This window comes from Kurthia sp. ISK08 (genome assembly GCF_046159805.1).
Lineage (GTDB): Bacteria > Bacillota > Bacilli > Bacillales_A > Planococcaceae > Kurthia > Kurthia gibsonii.
Map to the genome: position 1 here is coordinate 474234 of NZ_JBJXHL010000001.1, position 16253 is coordinate 490486.

Genomic DNA, 16253 nt, shown 5'->3' on the forward strand with positions numbered 1-16253 from the left:
ATGCTTTTTTCATTAACCGATAATAACGCGTTCTTTTGGATAGTGATATTTCGGTTTTTCACTCTTACCACCTAATGAGTATAGGAATGAAATTAAGCCGACACGTCCAACGAACATGAGAATCATAATAATGACTTTACCTGGTGAAGAGAGGTCGCTCGTAATGCCTAGAGACATACCACACGTACCGAACGCAGATGTAATTTCAAAAATGATTTGCAGTAATGTCGCATTTTTCTCTGTTAATAATAAAATCATCGTAGATACAAGCACCATCGTTGTCGCTAAAATAATAACAACATAGGAGCGAAATACATCAATTGTATAAATCTCACGCCCAAATACTTGAATGTCGTCTTTTCCACGTGCAAAGTTAATGAGGAATAGTACAGCGATAGCAAAAGTCGTTGTTCGAATCCCCCCACCAACAGAGCTTGGGGACGCACCAATGAACATCATAAAACTTAAAAAGATATTCGTTGTATCCGTAAACTGCGCAACATCGAGCGTTGTTAAACCAGCTGAACGCGTGGATACGGAATGGAACATACTTGAGAATAGCATTTTATGCCATGACATATCTTTAAATGCATTAAATGCCTCGACAATTAAAATGACAAATGTACCGACTAAAAATAAAATAGCATACGTTGTTGTTGTAATTTTTGTGAATAAAGAAAAACGGAATTTTTTCGGGTCTTTATTCATTAAGAAATATTTCACTTCGATTAGTACAGGGAAACCAATCGCACCAAGTGTAATTAAAATCATATTAATCGTTTGTACAAAATAGTCATCTGCATACGGTGCTAGTGACTCTCCCGTAATATCAAATCCACCATTTGTTGTAGCTGATACAGCAGCAAAGACCCCGTGTAATAACGCTTTTAAAAAAGTATCATAATACTGTAAAAAATACAGTGTTAAAATAAGTGCTCCTACTAATTCGATGACAAATAAGTTTTTAATAATCTCTTTAATTAAATTAACAACGCCTGATAAATTATATTGGTTGTGGTCAACCATAATTAATTGACGTTCGCGCAGACCAATTTTCTTACCGACAATTAACCAAACGAATGTACCAAGCGACATAATACCGATTGCGCCTAATTGTAGTACGACGAGTAGCATGACGATTCCAAACGTTGTGTAAGTCTCACTAATATTGAATACTGTCAGACCTGTTACACTTACAGCACTCACCGCTGTAAATAAGCTATCTAATAAGGAAACATGTACGCCTTCTTTATGTACGCCAGGCAAAATAAGTAATACGAATGATATTGCAATAGCAATAAAATAATATGACACGATTGCTTGGAACGGTGTTGAGCGTTTACTAATGTCTTTCGCAGTGCCCATTTTCATCGATCCTCTCTATTCATAATCCTCTATATTTTAAATCAATTTTACAACTACCTATTGTAACGCACTTTATTTGGTTAGAAAACTTTTTTATTTATCCTATTTTTCCGTATTTTAACATCTTATACCCTTTTATATATCGTTTATATCCTATCAAAAAGAAAAGAGGCTAGGAATGCACCCAACCTCTTATCCAATATTTCTGTATTACGATGTGTGGTCTTGCTTTTTCGCACCACGTACACCTGTAATGTAACCAACAACTGCGATTCCGACTAATACTGTCCAGAAAATTAATTTCCAAGCAGTAGAGTGTGGGAAGTGCTCATCTAAAATTTGTACGTTTGGATGTGCAAGTGTCATAACTGTTAATTTTACACCAACCCAACCAACGATAACAAACGCTGCTGTTTCAAGTTGTGGATATTTTTCAAGAATTTTAACGAACCATTGTGCTGCAAATCGCATGATGACAAGACCGATTACACCACCAAGGAACATGACGATGAACTGACCACCGTTGATTCCACCAATTGTGAAATCACCTAAAGCTGGTAATGTAACAGCTAAAGCAACTGCTGCTAACATCGAATCAATTGCGAACGCGATATCTGCTGCTTCAACTTTTACAACGGTCATCCAGAAACCAGATTGTTTTTTCGGCTTCTTAGCCGCTTCATCTTCTGGATCTTTTTTCTTCTTCGAGTCATAAATGTGCTTAATTGAGATAAATAGTAAGTAAGCTGCACCTGCTGCTTGTACGAACCACCAGTCGACAATTAATGTAATCATGAATAATGCTAAGAAACGGAATACGAATGCTCCAAGTAATCCGTAGAATAAAGCTTTCTTTCTCTGAGCTAGCGGTAAGTGTTTTACCATAACTGCCATAACAACCGCGTTATCAGCCGCAAGTAAACCTTCTAAACCGACAAGTACAAGTAATACCCAACCGTACTCTAATAATATTTCCATATAGGTTCCTCCTTTTGCTACAAACAAAAAAGACCCATGCCTAAAAAATAGGCAAAGGTCTCACTTAGCAAATTTAGATGCCCTTGTAACCGATGGCTTTTGACCATGTATTGACGACTACAAGTGTAGAACAAAAATCGTTCTATAGCTACTCCCCTTTGACAACTGTCAAAGTCTTATTCGTTTGTTTATAGGAATAGTATAACGGATTTCAAGTTTGCTGTAAACTTATTTTTCTTCTAACGAATGTTTAACTCTTTTAACAATTGTTCCACACATTCCTCTACACTATACTTCTCAGAATTAAGAACAATCTCAGGATTCAATGGTTCTTCGTATGGAGATGAGATGCCTGTAAATGATGGAATCTCTTTTTTACGTGCCTTCTTATATAGTCCTTTCGGGTCACGTTCTTCACACGCTTCAATTGAACACTTGACATATACTTCGATAAACTCGCCTTCACCTACTAAGTCGCGAACAGTTTGGCGATCTTCTCGAAATGGGGAGATGAATGCAGTTAATACATATTGACCGCTATCAATAAATAATTTTGCCACTTCTCCAATACGACGAATATTCTCTTTTCGCGCTTCATCACCAAAACCTAAATCACTATTTAAACCTTGGCGAATATTATCACCATCAAGTACATACACTTGGCGATTCAAATCAAATAAACGACGAGAAAAAGCATTGGCAATCGTTGATTTACCTGAAGCTGATAAGCCTGTAAACCATACAATTTTCCCTTCGTATCCGTTCTTCTGTTGACGTTCTTCTTTTTGAATGGCTGCTTCATGCCATGTTAAATTTGTGCTCATTCGGCTACCTCCTGCTTCATACCACGAATTAACACTTCGACAACTTCTTTACGACTAAATGTCGGTGGTGGTGTAATGCTATTGCGCAACATCTCACGTACTTTTGTTCCTGATAAAATAATATGGTCTTTTGCATCATGAGGACATGTTTTTGTTGTTGCCATTCCTTCACATGCCGAGCAGTAGAAGCTATGTTCAAATTTCAGCGGTGTAATACCTAATTCATCATTTGTAAATTGTTCAAAGATAATTTGTGCATCATACGTGCCATAATAATCACCTACACCCGCATGATCGCGTCCTACAATGAAATGTGTACAACCATAATTTTTACGTACAAGCGCATGGAAAATTGCTTCACGTGGTCCAGCATAACGCATCGCAGCTGGGAAAATACCTAATTGTACACGATTTGCTGGATAGTATTTCTCTAACAATACTTCATAACTCTCCATACGAATCGTAGCGGAAACATCATCTGATTTTGTTTCACCGACAAGTGGATTTAAAAACAGACCGTCGATTGTTTCAAGTGCTGCTTTTTGAATATATTCATGCGCACGGTGGACAGGATTACGCGTTTGGAATCCAACGACTGTCTTCCAGCCTTTCTCTGCAAAAATTGCACGTGTCTCAGCTGGTGTAAACGTATAAGCTGCAAAAGCAGGTTGCTGACGCTTCGTTAAAACGACAGGTCCTCCTACATATACAGCTGGACGTTCAAATAACTTACGAACACCAGGGTGGTTTTGATCATCTGTTCCATATACATGACGCGCTTCTTCTTCTTTATTCGGTACATAAATCGAAGCAATCTCAATCGCGCCATATGTTTCACCTTGATATACCAGTTTCGCCTCATCACCAACTTGTAATGTTTTCGCTTGCTCATCTGAGATTGGCAATGTGATAGGAATACTCCATACTGTACCATCTGCTAAACGAATATTCTTCACAACCGATTGGTAGTCTTCTTCATTTAAAAAACCTTCAATTGGGCTATAGCCACCAATGCCGATTAATTCTAAATCACTTAACGCGATGGCATCTAATTCAATCGTATGTTGAATATGTGCTGTTTGATATTTTTCATTGTAACGATTAACTAATGTCATATTTTTTCTCCCCTATCCGTGTAATCCACACTCTGTTTTTCCTTTACCCTGCCATCTTCCTGAACGTAAATCATCCATTGTAAAGGCTGGAACTGTACACTTTTCACAACCAATTGATGGATAACCTTGGTCATGCAGTATGTTGTATGGTAAATCATATTTGGATACATAGCGCCAAACATCTTTCCATGTCCAATGAATAAGCGGGCAAATTTTGGTTGATTTAAAACGAGGATCATCATTTACAAACTCTGTTTTAGCACGCGTTTCAGATTGTTCGCGGCGCAAACCTGAAATCCATGCATCAGAAGCTTGTAATACTTCTTGTAATGGTTCAATTTTACGGATATTGCAGCATTGATTTGGTGCAGTTTTCCATAATTCATCCCCATACTCATTCGCTTGTTCTTCTAATGTCAATGTTGGTTTTTTCAATTCAATTTGTAGTGTTGGATAACGTTCTTTTGTACGTTCAATCGTTTCATATGTTTCTTTGAAATGAAGGTCTGTATCAAGGAAAACAATTTTTGCATCTGGTTTTACTTGTGCAATTAAATGAATGAGGACAATCCCTTCAATACCAAAACTACATGCATAAACTAATTTGTCACCATATGTTTCGTATGCCCACTCTAAAACTTCCAATGCCCCTTTTGTATCTGTATCTTTTGAAAATAGGGACGGTGTTATCTCGGCTTGTGTCATGTAGAACACTCCTTTCTAGTAAACAAAAAGGCGATTCAACCTACTAAGTGCTAGTTAGGTTGAATCGCCTCCAGTTTTCTGGTTAGCTTTTCTTAATTGGAGTATATCATGTAATTCCGATAAATAAAATAGGTTTTTTGTAAATTCTTAGTTGACTTATAGGGAATATGTGTTTATCGTATAACTAACAAAGTTAGCTGATCAGACAAACTGAAGGCTGTACACGGTGGTATTCGTGTGCAGTTTTCAGTTTTTTTTTGAAGGAGGGATTTATACATGAAAAGAAAGAGTTTGCTTTTGATTCTTACAATCCTCTTATTAGCAGGTTGTTCTTCAAAAGCTTCGGAAAAAGAAATTCAATTGTTAAACGTTTCCTACGATCCAACACGCGAACTATATCAAGGAATCAATACAGCATTTGCGAAAGAATGGAAAGAAAAAACAGGACAAACTGTAACTATTCAGCAATCGCATGGAGGTTCTGGTAAACAAGGACGGGCAGTTATCGACGGGATTCGAGCAGATGTTGTCACGCTTGCACTTGCTTATGATATTGATGAACTGACAAAACATCGCGAACTCATTTCACCAAATTGGCAAAGTGCGCTCCCTGACCATTCGGCTCCTTACACATCGACGATTGTCTTCTTAGTCCGAAAAGATAATCCAAAAAAAATTCAAGACTGGTCTGATTTAATTCGTCCAGACGTTTCCGTTGTCACACCGAACCCTAAAACATCGGGTGGGGCGCGTTGGAATTACTTAGCAGCTTATGCATACGCAGAAAAACATGAGCAAGAAACAAAATTAACACCATTTGAGTTCATGCAAAAACTGTATGGGAATGTCGACGTACTTGATTCAGGAGCACGCGGGTCCACTACGACTTTTGTAGAGCGTGGCATCGGTGATGTACTCATCACGTGGGAAAATGAAGCCTACTTGTCATTAAAAGAGTTAGGTGCAGATGAATTCGAAATCATTACTCCTTCTCTTAGTATTTTGGCGGAACCACCTGTTACAGTTGTCACAAAAAATGCGAAAAAGCGTGGTACGGAAAAAGTCGCAACTGCTTATTTAAAATTCTTGTATACAAAAGAAGGTCAAGAAATTGCAGCAAAAAATTTCTATCGACCTCGTGACCCAGAAATTTTAAAGCAATATGAAAAACAATTCCCACCACTTCAACTTGTTACGATTGAAGACTTTGGTGGTTGGCAAAAAGCACAAAAAACACATTTCCAAGACGGTGGTTTATTCGACAAAATTTATCAATAAGAAAGTGGTGATTAAATGGCTTCACTTACAGCAAAAAAACAAAAAGCTTTTCGACTTCCGGGTTTTAAACTCTCATTCGGCTTCACAATCTTTTATGTTAGTTTATTAATTTTATTACCGTTATCGATGATTCTTCTGCATTCGCTTCAATTGACATGGGGAGAATTTTGGACGATTATTTCAGATCCGCGTGCCGTCGCCTCCTATAAGTTAACGATTGGTGCATCACTTGTGGCAGCGCTTATCAATGTCGTTTTCGGTACGATTATTGCATGGGTTCTTGTTCGCTATACATTTCCGCTTAAGTCTTTAATGGACGGGCTTGTTGATTTACCTTTCGCATTACCAACAGCTGTTGCGGGGATTGCGCTAACAGCTCTTTATGCACCCAATGGATGGATTGGTCAATTTTTCGATTTCAAAATTGCTTTCACACCACTTGGTATTATGATTGCTCTTACGTTTATTGGACTGCCTTTTGTTGTTCGTACAGTTCAGCCTGTACTTGAAAGCTTTCGTATTGAGGAAGAAGAAGCTTCAGCTAGTCTTGGTGCAAATCGTATGCAGACGATTCGTCACGTCATCTTCCCTACACTTATTCCAGCAATTATGACAGGCTTTACTTTGGCTTTTGCGCGTGCATTAGGTGAATATGGTTCGGTTGTTTTTATCGCTGGTAATATGCCGATGAAGACAGAGATTACACCATTATTCATCATGACAAAATTAGAACAATATGATTATGTAGGAGCGACTGCCATTGCTTCGGTTATGCTAATTGGTTCATTCTTCTTTTTACTCACGATGAATATCATTCAATGGCTCATTCAACGTAAATATACAAAGAGAGTAGGTGCATAATATGACAGAGAACGTACTCGAACAACCACATACTTTACCAAAAGTGAAGATAGATTCACCTACGAGTGAACCGAAGTGGATTCGCCGCTCATTAATTACGATTAGTGTACTTTTTTTATCTCTTTTCTTATTATTACCGCTTGTCACGATTTTTATGACAGCTTTTCAAAAAGGTGTAGATGTCTATTTAGCATCCATTACGAATAGCGAGGCGCTTTCTGCTATTCGACTGACATTCCTTGTCGTATTAATTGTTGTACCATTGAATACATTATTCGGTGTACTGAGTGCATGGCTTATTTCAAAATATCATTTTAAAGGTAAAAATATGCTTTTAACGCTCATCGATTTACCCTTTGCTGTGTCACCTGTGATCGCCGGTTTAATTTTCGTCTTATTATTCGGCGCACAAGGATTATTCGGTGAATGGTTGCTTGAGCGAGATATCTTTATTATTTTCGCACTACCTGGCATTATTTTAGCGACATTGTTCGTGACGGTTCCTTTTGTTGCGCGTGAACTCATTCCACTTATGCAGGCACAAGGGCAGTCAGAAGAAGAAGCTTCACATTCACTTGGTGCAAATGGTTTTCAAACCTTTATGCGTATTACACTTCCGAAAATTAAGTGGGGCTTATTATATGGTGTGATTCTATGTAACGCGCGTGTCATTGGTGAATTTGGTGCAGTATCCGTTGTATCTGGTCACATTCGCGGCTTAACGAATACGATGCCCCTACACATCGAAGTTTTATATAACGAATACCAATTTACAGCAGCATTTGCGGTGGCATCACTCATGTCGCTACTCGCACTCGCAACAATCATCGCAAAAAATATCATCGAATGGCGTACGAAGGAGGTTTCTAAATGAGTATTGAGTTAAGAGAAATTGATAAACATTTCGGACAGTACCATGCACTACAAAAAATTTCACTATCGATTCAACCTGGTGAATTAGTCGCTTTATTAGGTCCATCTGGTTCTGGGAAAACAAGCCTTCTTCGAATTATCGCTGGGCTTGAAACGTTAGATGAAGGAACGATTCTATTCGACCAAAAAGAAGTTGTACATCTTAGCGCGAAAGAACGAAATATCGGTTTTGTATTCCAACATTATGCTTTATTTAACCATATGACTGTTTTTGATAATGTCGCATATGGTTTAAAAGTAAGACCGAAAAAACTACGTCCATCTAAAAAAGAAATCGAGGATAAGGTAATCGAGTTACTCTCGCTTGTTAAATTAGAACATTTTGCTAAACGCTACCCCTCACAATTGTCAGGAGGTCAGCGCCAACGTGTCGCTCTTGCACGCGCACTTGCAGTCGAACCAAAAGTGTTACTACTCGATGAACCATTTGGCGCACTCGATGCGAAAGTAAGAAAAGATTTGCGTAGATGGCTACGAAAACTGCACAATGACTATCATATTACCTCTATTTTTGTAACACATGACCAAGAGGAAGCACTTGATGTAGCCGATCGGATTGTTATTATGAATGAAGGTCGTATTGAACAAATCGGTTCCCCTGTTGAAGTATATGAAAATCCTGCTTCACCGTTCGTTTATGATTTCCTGGGAAATGTGAACCTCTTTAAAGGAAGATTACGAAAAGGCGAACTCATTAATGGCGACTTCTCATTCAAAGTTCCAGGGTCTAACCTTGATTCCGAACAAGAAACAGTTGGTTATGTTCGTCCACATGATGTCGCAATTGAAAAAGAAGTAAGACCGAATACAGTAAAAGCAACTGTCCTACATATTCATCCAATTGGTGCGACAATTCATATTGAATTACATCGACCTGATACGAATGACTATTTAGAAGCAGAAATTACAAAAGAATTCTTCAATCAACTTGCCATTGAAAAAGGTGATACAGTCTACATCCATCCAAAACAATTAAAAGTATTTGTGCCTGAAGACTTTTCAATCTAATAAAAAATCCAAATGTTTGAGTAATCGGTAAAATACCGACACATCATCCATTTGGATTTTTTTAATAGACTACTTTATTTTTACCTGTATTTTTACCGATATATAAATTTTGATCGGCTGCGTTAATTAATTCGTTCACAGTTGCATATTGTGTTTTACATTCATGTGTTGCGACCCCAATACTCACTGTAATAAATCCATAGTCACTCGCAGCATGTTGTAAATGCTGATGCTCAATACGAGATTTTAACTTTTCTGCAATCGCTGTAGCTTGTTCGTTTGAATAGTTCGGTAGCACGATGGCGAATTCTTCTCCTCCATAGCGTGCTAGGACGCCTTCTTTGGGTACGACTTTAGACATTTCACTTGCAAGATATTGCAATAATTGATCGCCTTCAATGTGTCCGTAAAAATCATTGTACTTTTTAAAATCATCCACATCCAAAATTAACATGGAGAGCGAAGCATGTTCTTTAATTACTTCCGCAAATGTTTTTTTCATATATTCATTAAAATAATGTCGATTATACACTTGCGTTAGCCCATCACGATTTGCTAGTTCACGTAAACGTTCATTTGCTTCTTCTAACTCTTTTGTACGTTCATAAATCTTTTCGTCTAACAAATGATTCAACTGCTGAAGTTGCTCGTTTAGTTGCAAACGACCTGTGACTTCAACCGAAAATTGTTTACTTAAAAAGAACATTTGAATGATGACATAAAAAGCTGTTGCAGCAAAACTGAGCGGCGGAAGATGCAAAACACCTAATCCATTGAAAAAATCAATTAATACAGCAAGACACAAAAGGACAATACCGATTAAGTTATTCATCGCTAAATCATTTTTCATACGTGTAGATTGAATCAAAATCCATCCCATATATGCGAAAAGTGGAATGGTAATTAAAAAAGCATAGAAAAAAGTTTTTTGGAAAATAACAGGAGATAAAAACAATACACATATTAAGACGATTACAACAATGGATTGTGTCATATAAAAAATAAGCGGATTAAATAATTTATTAGAAATATTATAAACTAACCATACAAAGAAGAAAGTAGATAAACAGGTCAATGCATACTCTGCTTTAATCGCCCATAACCAATCAAAATTCGGCCATAAAATAGCATAGATGAATGGTACGCCAAATAATGCACGTAATGCGATGGATATGCAAAACACCCCAAATATGTATAAACTACGTGTATAAACACGATATGCTCCGATGAAAATCATAAAAATCCCAACAATTAGAATACAACCAATTAATAATGTATGGATGAATACTTTTGTTGTAATACCTGTCGAAATTGCTTTAGCTGTTCCTAGCGAAAGATTTTCAACAAATCCGCCTCTTATTAAACCATCATTTGAAACTTGCATTGTCACAAAAATAGTTGTACTCTGCGGTGTGAAATAACCGATTGCTGGTACAATTTGACTTTCGTGATAACGTAAATCTGTCGCTACTTTACCTTTTTTAGCGATTTCTTGATTTCCGATGAATAAACGATATGCACTATATTCATAAGGAATGTCGATTGCCATTAATTGTCCTACAAAACGGCTTGGAATCTTGATATATGTAGAAAATGTTGCAGAAGCATCGTCTCGATTAAATAATCGACTGAATTCAATTGGAATTTTTGTAGTTGGCAATACCATATACGCCTGTTCCATCTCATTTGGCGTACGAATACCTTCTATATACCTCCAATCACCTTCCAAAGATGCCTTATTTTGTTGTGCCAAATATGTATTCAAATTTAAATCGTGTACTTCTTTTTCAGAACTACTGGCAGATGAAGGATTGATTAAGAATATGAAACAGATTAAAAAAATAGCATATAGCCATCTGTAATTCATGCAGTACCCTCCAGTTCATATCTATTTATTTTTATTAATATGTTAATAATCCCCTACGAAACATACATCGGTTGAAAAGTGTATTTTTTCAGTTCATTTTGAAATTTTTTTTCGTTTATTAAGTATTTTATCACTATTTTCTTCAATTATACGGTAATACTTTTCCTTTTTATGTATTAAAAATAAAACAAAAAAACCACCCTTGAAAAGGATGATTTTTAAAATAATTTCATTGTAATATACAGTCCCAGTAATGTTACAAGTAGAATTGGGATTGTACAAATAAACCCAATCTTTATGTAACGAATCCAAGAGATTTGAATCCCTTTAAGTGACAAAACATGAAGCCAAACCAATGTTGCAAGTGAACCGATTGGTGTCATTTTTGGGCCTAAGTCTGAGCCAATTACATTCGCATAAATGAGTGTATCTCGAATAACAGTTGTCGTATTCACTTCTTGAATTGCTAATGACTGAATCATAACAGTTGGTAAATTATTCATAATTGCTGATAAAATAGCCGATAAGAATCCCATACCAATTGTTGCGACGAATAATCCTTGATCTGCTAACCACTGAATCCATATTGCAACGCCATGTGTCATTCCTGCGCTCCCTAGTCCATACACGACTAAATACATTCCAATCGAAAAGAATACAATATTCCAAGGAGCCATTTTAATTACTTTTGTTGGACTTGAGAATCGATACATCTTCATTTGAACCAACATAATGAATGCAACTGCTAAAACAATAAATGACACAGGAATACCTGTCCATTCACTCGAGAAGTAACCAATTAATAATAATAGTGACATCCACCATGATTGTTTAAAAAGGGATTGATGACGAATCGCATCTTTTGGTTCTGAAATTTGCGTTGCATCATATGTACGCGGAATCGCCTTTTTAAAATACCATAGTAAAATGATGATTGTTGCAAGTAGTGAAAAAAGGTTCGGAATAATCATATGAAGTGCATATTCTGCAAAACCAATTGAAAAATAATCTGCGGCAACAATGTTTACTAAGTTACTAATAACAAAGGGTAATGACGTCATATCTGCAATAAAACCACTTGCGATAATAAACGGGAAAATCATTTTTTCTTTAAAATTCAAATTACGCACCATCGCTAAAACGATTGGTGTCAAAATAAGAGCTGCTCCGTCATTCGCAAAAAATGCGGCAACAACTGCACCAAGTAAACAAATGTAGATATACATGCGAATACCATGACCACGAGCCAGCTTTGCCATATGACGCGCTGACCATTCAAAAACACCGATTTCGTCAAGAATGATTGAAATCATAATAATACCGATAAATGCAAGTGTTGCATTCCACGTAATACCGACAACCGACTTAAAGTCCTCCATATTCACAATGCCTAATAAAAAAGCAATTGCTGCACCGGCACAAGCTGACCAGCCAATCCCTATATTACGTGGTTGAACAATGACAAAAAATAATGTCACGATAAATAATAGTAAAGCAATCCAAAAATCAAACATAATTTCCTCCTACCTATTTTGAACACGATGATGGAATCGTAATAGGTTCTAATTCATCTAGTACAGCTTGTATGACAGGTGATAATGAATCTACTAAACGATAGTAGCGCCATGCTCCTTCTTTTCGCTCTTGAATAATAGATGCGTCTTTTAGTTTTTTCAATTGCTGACTGACAGCAGGTTGTGAAATTTGTAGTAATGGTACAAAATCACAAACACAACATTCTCCATTTTTTAAAGCGGCGAGTAATTTTAAACGATTGGCATCGCTTACTGCCTTTAGCTGTTGAATGAGTTGGTCTTGATTCATCTAACCCCTCCTTATATAAGCATCAACTTATATATTATATGAAAAATCTACTTTTTAAAAGAGATTCAATCAAAAAACAGGTTGGGACATAAGTGCAAAAAAACACATCCCACATGAGCATAAGAAAAACTGGAACCGCGCTATAGCGCGATTCCAGTTTTTCGTTGCGAACGCTAAAAAAGGGAGGTGACTTGTTTTGTCCCAGCCTGTTTCATCTTATAGTAAGCTATATAAACGAATTTCTGGATATTTATCATTGAACCAACGCATTGCAAATTCATTTTCGAATAAGAATACCTTATTACCAAAACGATCATTTACAAGCATACTACGTGGACCTGTCATTGAGTCTTTTACGTCTTCTTCATTTTCAATCCAACGGGCAATTTTCGAACCGATTGGTTGCATAACCACATCTACGTTATACTCATTCTTCATACGATTTTCAAATACTTCAAATTGTAATTGACCAACTGCACCAAGAATTGTATCTTCTGTGTGTAATGTTTTGTAGTATTGAATCGCACCTTCTTGTACTAATTGCTCAATACCTTTATGGAAGTGCTTTTGCTTCATAACGTTTTTCGCTGTTACACGTACGAATAATTCAGGTGTGAATTGTGGTAGTTTTTCAAACTGGAATTTCTTTTTGCCGCCGACAATTGTATCCCCAATTTGGTAGTTACCTGTATCATATAAACCGATAATATCACCCGCTACAGCTTCATCCGCTGTTTCACGGTCGTCTGCTAAGAACGTTGTCGCCTGTGTCACTTTGAATGATTTTGCTGTACGTGTCATCATTACGTTCATACCACGCGTAAATTTACCTGATACGATACGAACGAATGCAATACGGTCGCGGTGAGCTGGGTTCATATTGGCTTGGATTTTGAATACGAATCCTGAGAATTCTTCATCTGTTGGTTCTACAATTGTTTCTTGTTCTGTCAAACGTGGTTGTGGACCTGGCGCAAACTTTAAGTACGTTTCAAGGAATGTTTGCACTCCGAAGTTTGTTAAAGCTGAACCGAAGAATACAGGTGTTAATTGACCTTTTGCAATCGCTTCTTCAGAGAAGTCATTACCAGCTTCATCTAATAATAGAATATCGTCTAAAGCTTGTGTGTAGTAAGATGTTTTTGTCATATCGTTCTCAACATCTATTCCACCTTCTGCATTTAAAGGAATGAAGCGATCTTCTTCTTCCGTACGGAATTGTTCAATACGATTATTGTAGCGGTCATAAATCCCTAAGAATTCTTTCCCCATACCGATTGGCCAATTCATCGCATATGTTTGAATGCCTAATACTTCTTCTAATTCTTCCATTAATTCTAGTGGTTCTTTACCTTGACGGTCTAATTTATTAATGAATGTGAAGATTGGAATACCACGCATACGACATACTTGGAATAACTTCTTCGTTTGTTCCTCAATCCCTTTTGCTGCATCGACAACCATGACCGCACTATCTACAGCCATTAATGTACGATACGTATCTTCTGAGAAATCTTGGTGTCCAGGTGTATCTAAGATGTTGATACGGCAATCTGCATAATCAAATTGCATAACAGATGATGTAACCGAAATACCACGTTGTTTTTCGATTTCCATCCAGTCAGATGTTGCGAATTTACCTGATTTTTTACCTTTTACAGTACCAGCATCACGAATCGCGCCACCAAAGTATAAAAGTTTTTCTGTAATTGTTGTTTTACCAGCATCGGGGTGAGAGATAATCGCAAAGGTACGACGTGATAAAATTTCTTGTTCTAATGTTGTGCTCATTATTTTGCTCCTTCTACTATCATATATTTTCATAAATGGTTGGTTGAAGGTTTGTCTACATCGGGTATCACCGTTCCTTACCTATGAGTTTGTATATGATTCGTTCATTATTTACGTTTCTAACCTTACGATTATATCAAAATTATCATATGAGAAAAACCCCTAAAGTAAAAGCACATCGAATTAAAAAAGAAGTTGTGGCTTATTTCAACCACAACTTCTTTTGAATCTTACATACCGAATTTTTCTTTTGCTGCAATCAGCGCAATTTCTGCATCGCTATGTGGATACTTTGTATCTTCAATAATTTGATAATCTTCATGACCTTTACCAGCGAATAAAATTAAATCACCTGGTTCCGCAATTTCTACTGCATGGCGAACTGCTTCTGCGCGGTCACCAATACATGCATAGTTATCATGTGTCATACCTTTTTCTAAATCACCTACAATTGAATCATATGCTTCATAGCGTGGATCATCCGTTGTTAAAATAACGTAATCAGCCATTGAAGCCATGCGTGCCATGTCTGGACGTTTTGATTTATCACGATTACCGCCTGTACCGATGACAAAAATTAATTTTTTCTCTTTGTATGGCATAGCTGCTGTAATCGCTTTTTCAATTGCATCTGGCGTATGTGCATAATCGACAAAAATTGAAATTGGTAGTTTGCCTGTCTCAATTTTTTGCATGCGTCCTTTAATCGGCATCATATGTTCAAATTGTTGAATAATATCATCTAATGCGTAACCTTTACAATAAAGAGCTGCTGTTGCGGCTAACATATTGTAAACATTGAATTCACCAAGTAACTTTAATTCGACGTGTTTTGTACCTTCTGGTGTTTTCATATCGAACTCTGTATGTTCATCATGGTATTTAATATTTAATCCTTGGAATACAGCGTTGTCATCATGAATCGCATATGTCCAGATTGGATAAGGTGTTAACCCAGCATATGTTTTAGACCATGGATCATCTGAATTTAATACGGCATGTTTATCTTTTTCAAGGTCTTGTCCAAGTTGAGAGAATAACATTCCTTTGGCGTTACCGTAGTTTTCCATTGTACCGTGGAAATCTAAATGATCATGCGTTAAATTTGTAAAGATTGCAACGTCGAATTCAACGCCTGCTAAACGACCTAATACAAGTCCATGTGAAGATACTTCCATAATCATGCCACGACAACCTTCTGCTTTAGCACGGAAAATCATTTGTTGTGTTGTCAATGCATCACTTGTTGTATTCGCTGAATCGTACATAACACCATTCAAGTTAAAACCGATTGTGCCAGATAGTGCTGAACGTACACCTAGTCCTTGTAAAACATTTTGAATCATTGTCGCAACAGACGTTTTACCATTTGTACCTGTTACACCAAACATCGTTAAATCTTTTGAAGGATAATCGAAGAATTTTGCTGCGAGTAAACCAAGTGCGCGACTTGTGTCTTCTACAACGACTTGTGCGACATCCCCTGTTAAATCAAGTACATGATCGACTACAACAATTGTTGCACCTTGATCCACTGCTTGTTGTGCAAAATCATGTGCATCGACTGTATAACCTTTAATACAGATAAAAATGGTTTTATCTTGTACATTGCGTGAATCGATGGCAATATCTTTAATATTTTCTGGTAATGTTCCGATAATTTTTTTAATCGGTAAACATTGTAATAATTGTGTTGCTTGCATA

At 36.9% G+C, this 16253-nt stretch carries 14 protein-coding genes; 4 read left to right on the plus strand and 10 right to left on the minus strand.

Features of this window, described 5'->3' with window-relative positions; translation table 11 throughout:
* Positions 1-12: 12 nt before the first annotated feature.
* The 5 genes from ACKVQX_RS02285 to ACKVQX_RS02305 all read right to left on the minus strand — a co-directional run bounded on the left by ACKVQX_RS02285 (position 13) and on the right by ACKVQX_RS02305 (position 4987).
* Positions 13-1365: a TrkH family potassium uptake protein gene (locus tag ACKVQX_RS02285; RefSeq protein ID WP_068455303.1), complete on the minus strand. Its 1353-nt coding sequence runs from the start codon at positions 1363-1365 to the stop codon at positions 13-15.
* A 210-nt stretch (positions 1366-1575) separates the two neighbouring features.
* Positions 1576-2343 carry a TerC family protein gene (locus tag ACKVQX_RS02290; RefSeq protein WP_068455306.1) on the minus strand — a complete coding sequence of 256 codons (768 nt, stop codon included), beginning with the start codon at positions 2341-2343 and terminating at the stop codon, positions 1576-1578.
* Between the two features lie 239 nt (positions 2344-2582).
* Positions 2583-3167 carry an adenylyl-sulfate kinase gene (gene cysC, locus ACKVQX_RS02295; RefSeq protein ID WP_068455309.1) on the minus strand — a complete coding sequence of 195 codons (585 nt, stop codon included), beginning with the start codon at positions 3165-3167 and terminating at the stop codon, positions 2583-2585.
* The gene (gene sat, locus ACKVQX_RS02300; protein ID WP_409135980.1) at positions 3164-4282 is read right to left on the minus strand and encodes a sulfate adenylyltransferase; all 1119 of its coding nucleotides are present in this window, start codon (positions 4280-4282) and stop codon (positions 3164-3166) included. Before sat ends, cysC begins: the two co-directional genes overlap by 4 nt.
* Before the next feature lie 12 nt (positions 4283-4294).
* Positions 4295-4987, minus strand: a complete 693-nt coding sequence (locus ACKVQX_RS02305) for a phosphoadenylyl-sulfate reductase (protein ID WP_409135981.1) — start codon at positions 4985-4987, stop codon at positions 4295-4297.
* A 276-nt stretch (positions 4988-5263) separates the two neighbouring features.
* Between ACKVQX_RS02305 and ACKVQX_RS02310 the strand changes: the two genes are divergently transcribed.
* Genes ACKVQX_RS02310 through ACKVQX_RS02325 form a run of 4 tightly spaced genes read left to right on the plus strand, consistent with a single transcriptional unit; the run spans position 5264 to position 9067 of the window.
* Positions 5264-6265 (plus strand): sulfate ABC transporter substrate-binding protein, encoded by a 1002-nt coding sequence (locus ACKVQX_RS02310; RefSeq protein ID WP_068455317.1) that lies wholly within the window; start codon positions 5264-5266, stop codon positions 6263-6265.
* 15 nt (positions 6266-6280) lie between these two features.
* Complete coding sequence (cysT, locus tag ACKVQX_RS02315; RefSeq protein ID WP_121175787.1) at positions 6281-7126, plus strand: sulfate ABC transporter permease subunit CysT; 846 nt, start codon at positions 6281-6283, stop codon at positions 7124-7126.
* Position 7127: 1 nt separating this feature from the next.
* Positions 7128-8000 (plus strand): sulfate ABC transporter permease subunit CysW, encoded by an 873-nt coding sequence (cysW, locus tag ACKVQX_RS02320; protein WP_285215928.1) that lies wholly within the window; start codon positions 7128-7130, stop codon positions 7998-8000.
* Complete coding sequence (locus ACKVQX_RS02325) at positions 7997-9067, plus strand: sulfate/molybdate ABC transporter ATP-binding protein (RefSeq protein ID WP_343174632.1); 1071 nt, start codon at positions 7997-7999, stop codon at positions 9065-9067. Before cysW ends, ACKVQX_RS02325 begins: the two co-directional genes overlap by 4 nt.
* Positions 9068-9128: 61 nt before the next feature.
* Here ACKVQX_RS02325 and ACKVQX_RS02330 read toward each other — a convergent pair whose 3' ends face one another.
* The 5 genes from ACKVQX_RS02330 to ACKVQX_RS02350 all read right to left on the minus strand — a co-directional run bounded on the left by ACKVQX_RS02330 (position 9129) and on the right by ACKVQX_RS02350 (position 16252).
* Positions 9129-10934: a diguanylate cyclase domain-containing protein gene (locus tag ACKVQX_RS02330; RefSeq protein ID WP_409135982.1), complete on the minus strand. Its 1806-nt coding sequence runs from the start codon at positions 10932-10934 to the stop codon at positions 9129-9131.
* A gap of 218 nt (positions 10935-11152) precedes the next feature.
* Positions 11153-12448, minus strand: coding sequence for an arsenic transporter (locus ACKVQX_RS02335; RefSeq protein WP_325942968.1), 1296 nt, complete (start codon positions 12446-12448; stop codon positions 11153-11155).
* 13 nt (positions 12449-12461) lie between these two features.
* Positions 12462-12758 carry a helix-turn-helix transcriptional regulator gene (locus ACKVQX_RS02340; RefSeq protein ID WP_068455333.1) on the minus strand — a complete coding sequence of 99 codons (297 nt, stop codon included), beginning with the start codon at positions 12756-12758 and terminating at the stop codon, positions 12462-12464.
* 216 nt (positions 12759-12974) lie between these two features.
* A complete protein-coding gene (locus ACKVQX_RS02345) occupies positions 12975-14549 on the minus strand; it encodes a peptide chain release factor 3 (protein WP_068455336.1) in 1575 nt (524 codons plus the stop codon).
* Between the two features lie 230 nt (positions 14550-14779).
* Complete coding sequence (locus ACKVQX_RS02350; protein WP_068455339.1) at positions 14780-16252, minus strand: UDP-N-acetylmuramoyl-L-alanyl-D-glutamate--2,6-diaminopimelate ligase; 1473 nt, start codon at positions 16250-16252, stop codon at positions 14780-14782.
* Position 16253: the final 1 nt, after the last annotated feature.

Excerpts from the sequence above, each read along its gene's own strand:
- ACKVQX_RS02310 (WP_068455317.1), top strand. The coding sequence starts at position 5,264 with ATGAAAAGAAAGAGTTTGCTTTTGATTCTTACAATCCTCTTATTAGCA.
- ACKVQX_RS02305 (WP_409135981.1), bottom strand. The coding sequence starts at position 4,987 with ATGACACAAGCCGAGATAACACCGTCCCTATTTTCAAAAGATACAGAT.
- ACKVQX_RS02330 (WP_409135982.1), bottom strand. The coding sequence starts at position 10,934 with ATGAATTACAGATGGCTATATGCTATTTTTTTAATCTGTTTCATATTC.
- cysW (WP_285215928.1), top strand. The coding sequence starts at position 7,128 with ATGACAGAGAACGTACTCGAACAACCACATACTTTACCAAAAGTGAAG.
- cysT (WP_121175787.1), top strand. The coding sequence starts at position 6,281 with ATGGCTTCACTTACAGCAAAAAAACAAAAAGCTTTTCGACTTCCGGGT.
- ACKVQX_RS02340 (WP_068455333.1), bottom strand. The coding sequence starts at position 12,758 with ATGAATCAAGACCAACTCATTCAACAGCTAAAGGCAGTAAGCGATGCC.
- ACKVQX_RS02285 (WP_068455303.1), bottom strand. The coding sequence starts at position 1,365 with ATGGGCACTGCGAAAGACATTAGTAAACGCTCAACACCGTTCCAAGCA.
- sat (WP_409135980.1), bottom strand. The coding sequence starts at position 4,282 with ATGACATTAGTTAATCGTTACAATGAAAAATATCAAACAGCACATATT.
- ACKVQX_RS02350 (WP_068455339.1), bottom strand. The coding sequence starts at position 16,252 with ATGCAAGCAACACAATTATTACAATGTTTACCGATTAAAAAAATTATC.
- ACKVQX_RS02345 (WP_068455336.1), bottom strand. The coding sequence starts at position 14,549 with ATGAGCACAACATTAGAACAAGAAATTTTATCACGTCGTACCTTTGCG.
- ACKVQX_RS02325 (WP_343174632.1), top strand. The coding sequence starts at position 7,997 with ATGAGTATTGAGTTAAGAGAAATTGATAAACATTTCGGACAGTACCAT.
- ACKVQX_RS02290 (WP_068455306.1), bottom strand. The coding sequence starts at position 2,343 with ATGGAAATATTATTAGAGTACGGTTGGGTATTACTTGTACTTGTCGGT.
- cysC (WP_068455309.1), bottom strand. The coding sequence starts at position 3,167 with ATGAGCACAAATTTAACATGGCATGAAGCAGCCATTCAAAAAGAAGAA.
- ACKVQX_RS02335 (WP_325942968.1), bottom strand. The coding sequence starts at position 12,448 with ATGTTTGATTTTTGGATTGCTTTACTATTATTTATCGTGACATTATTT.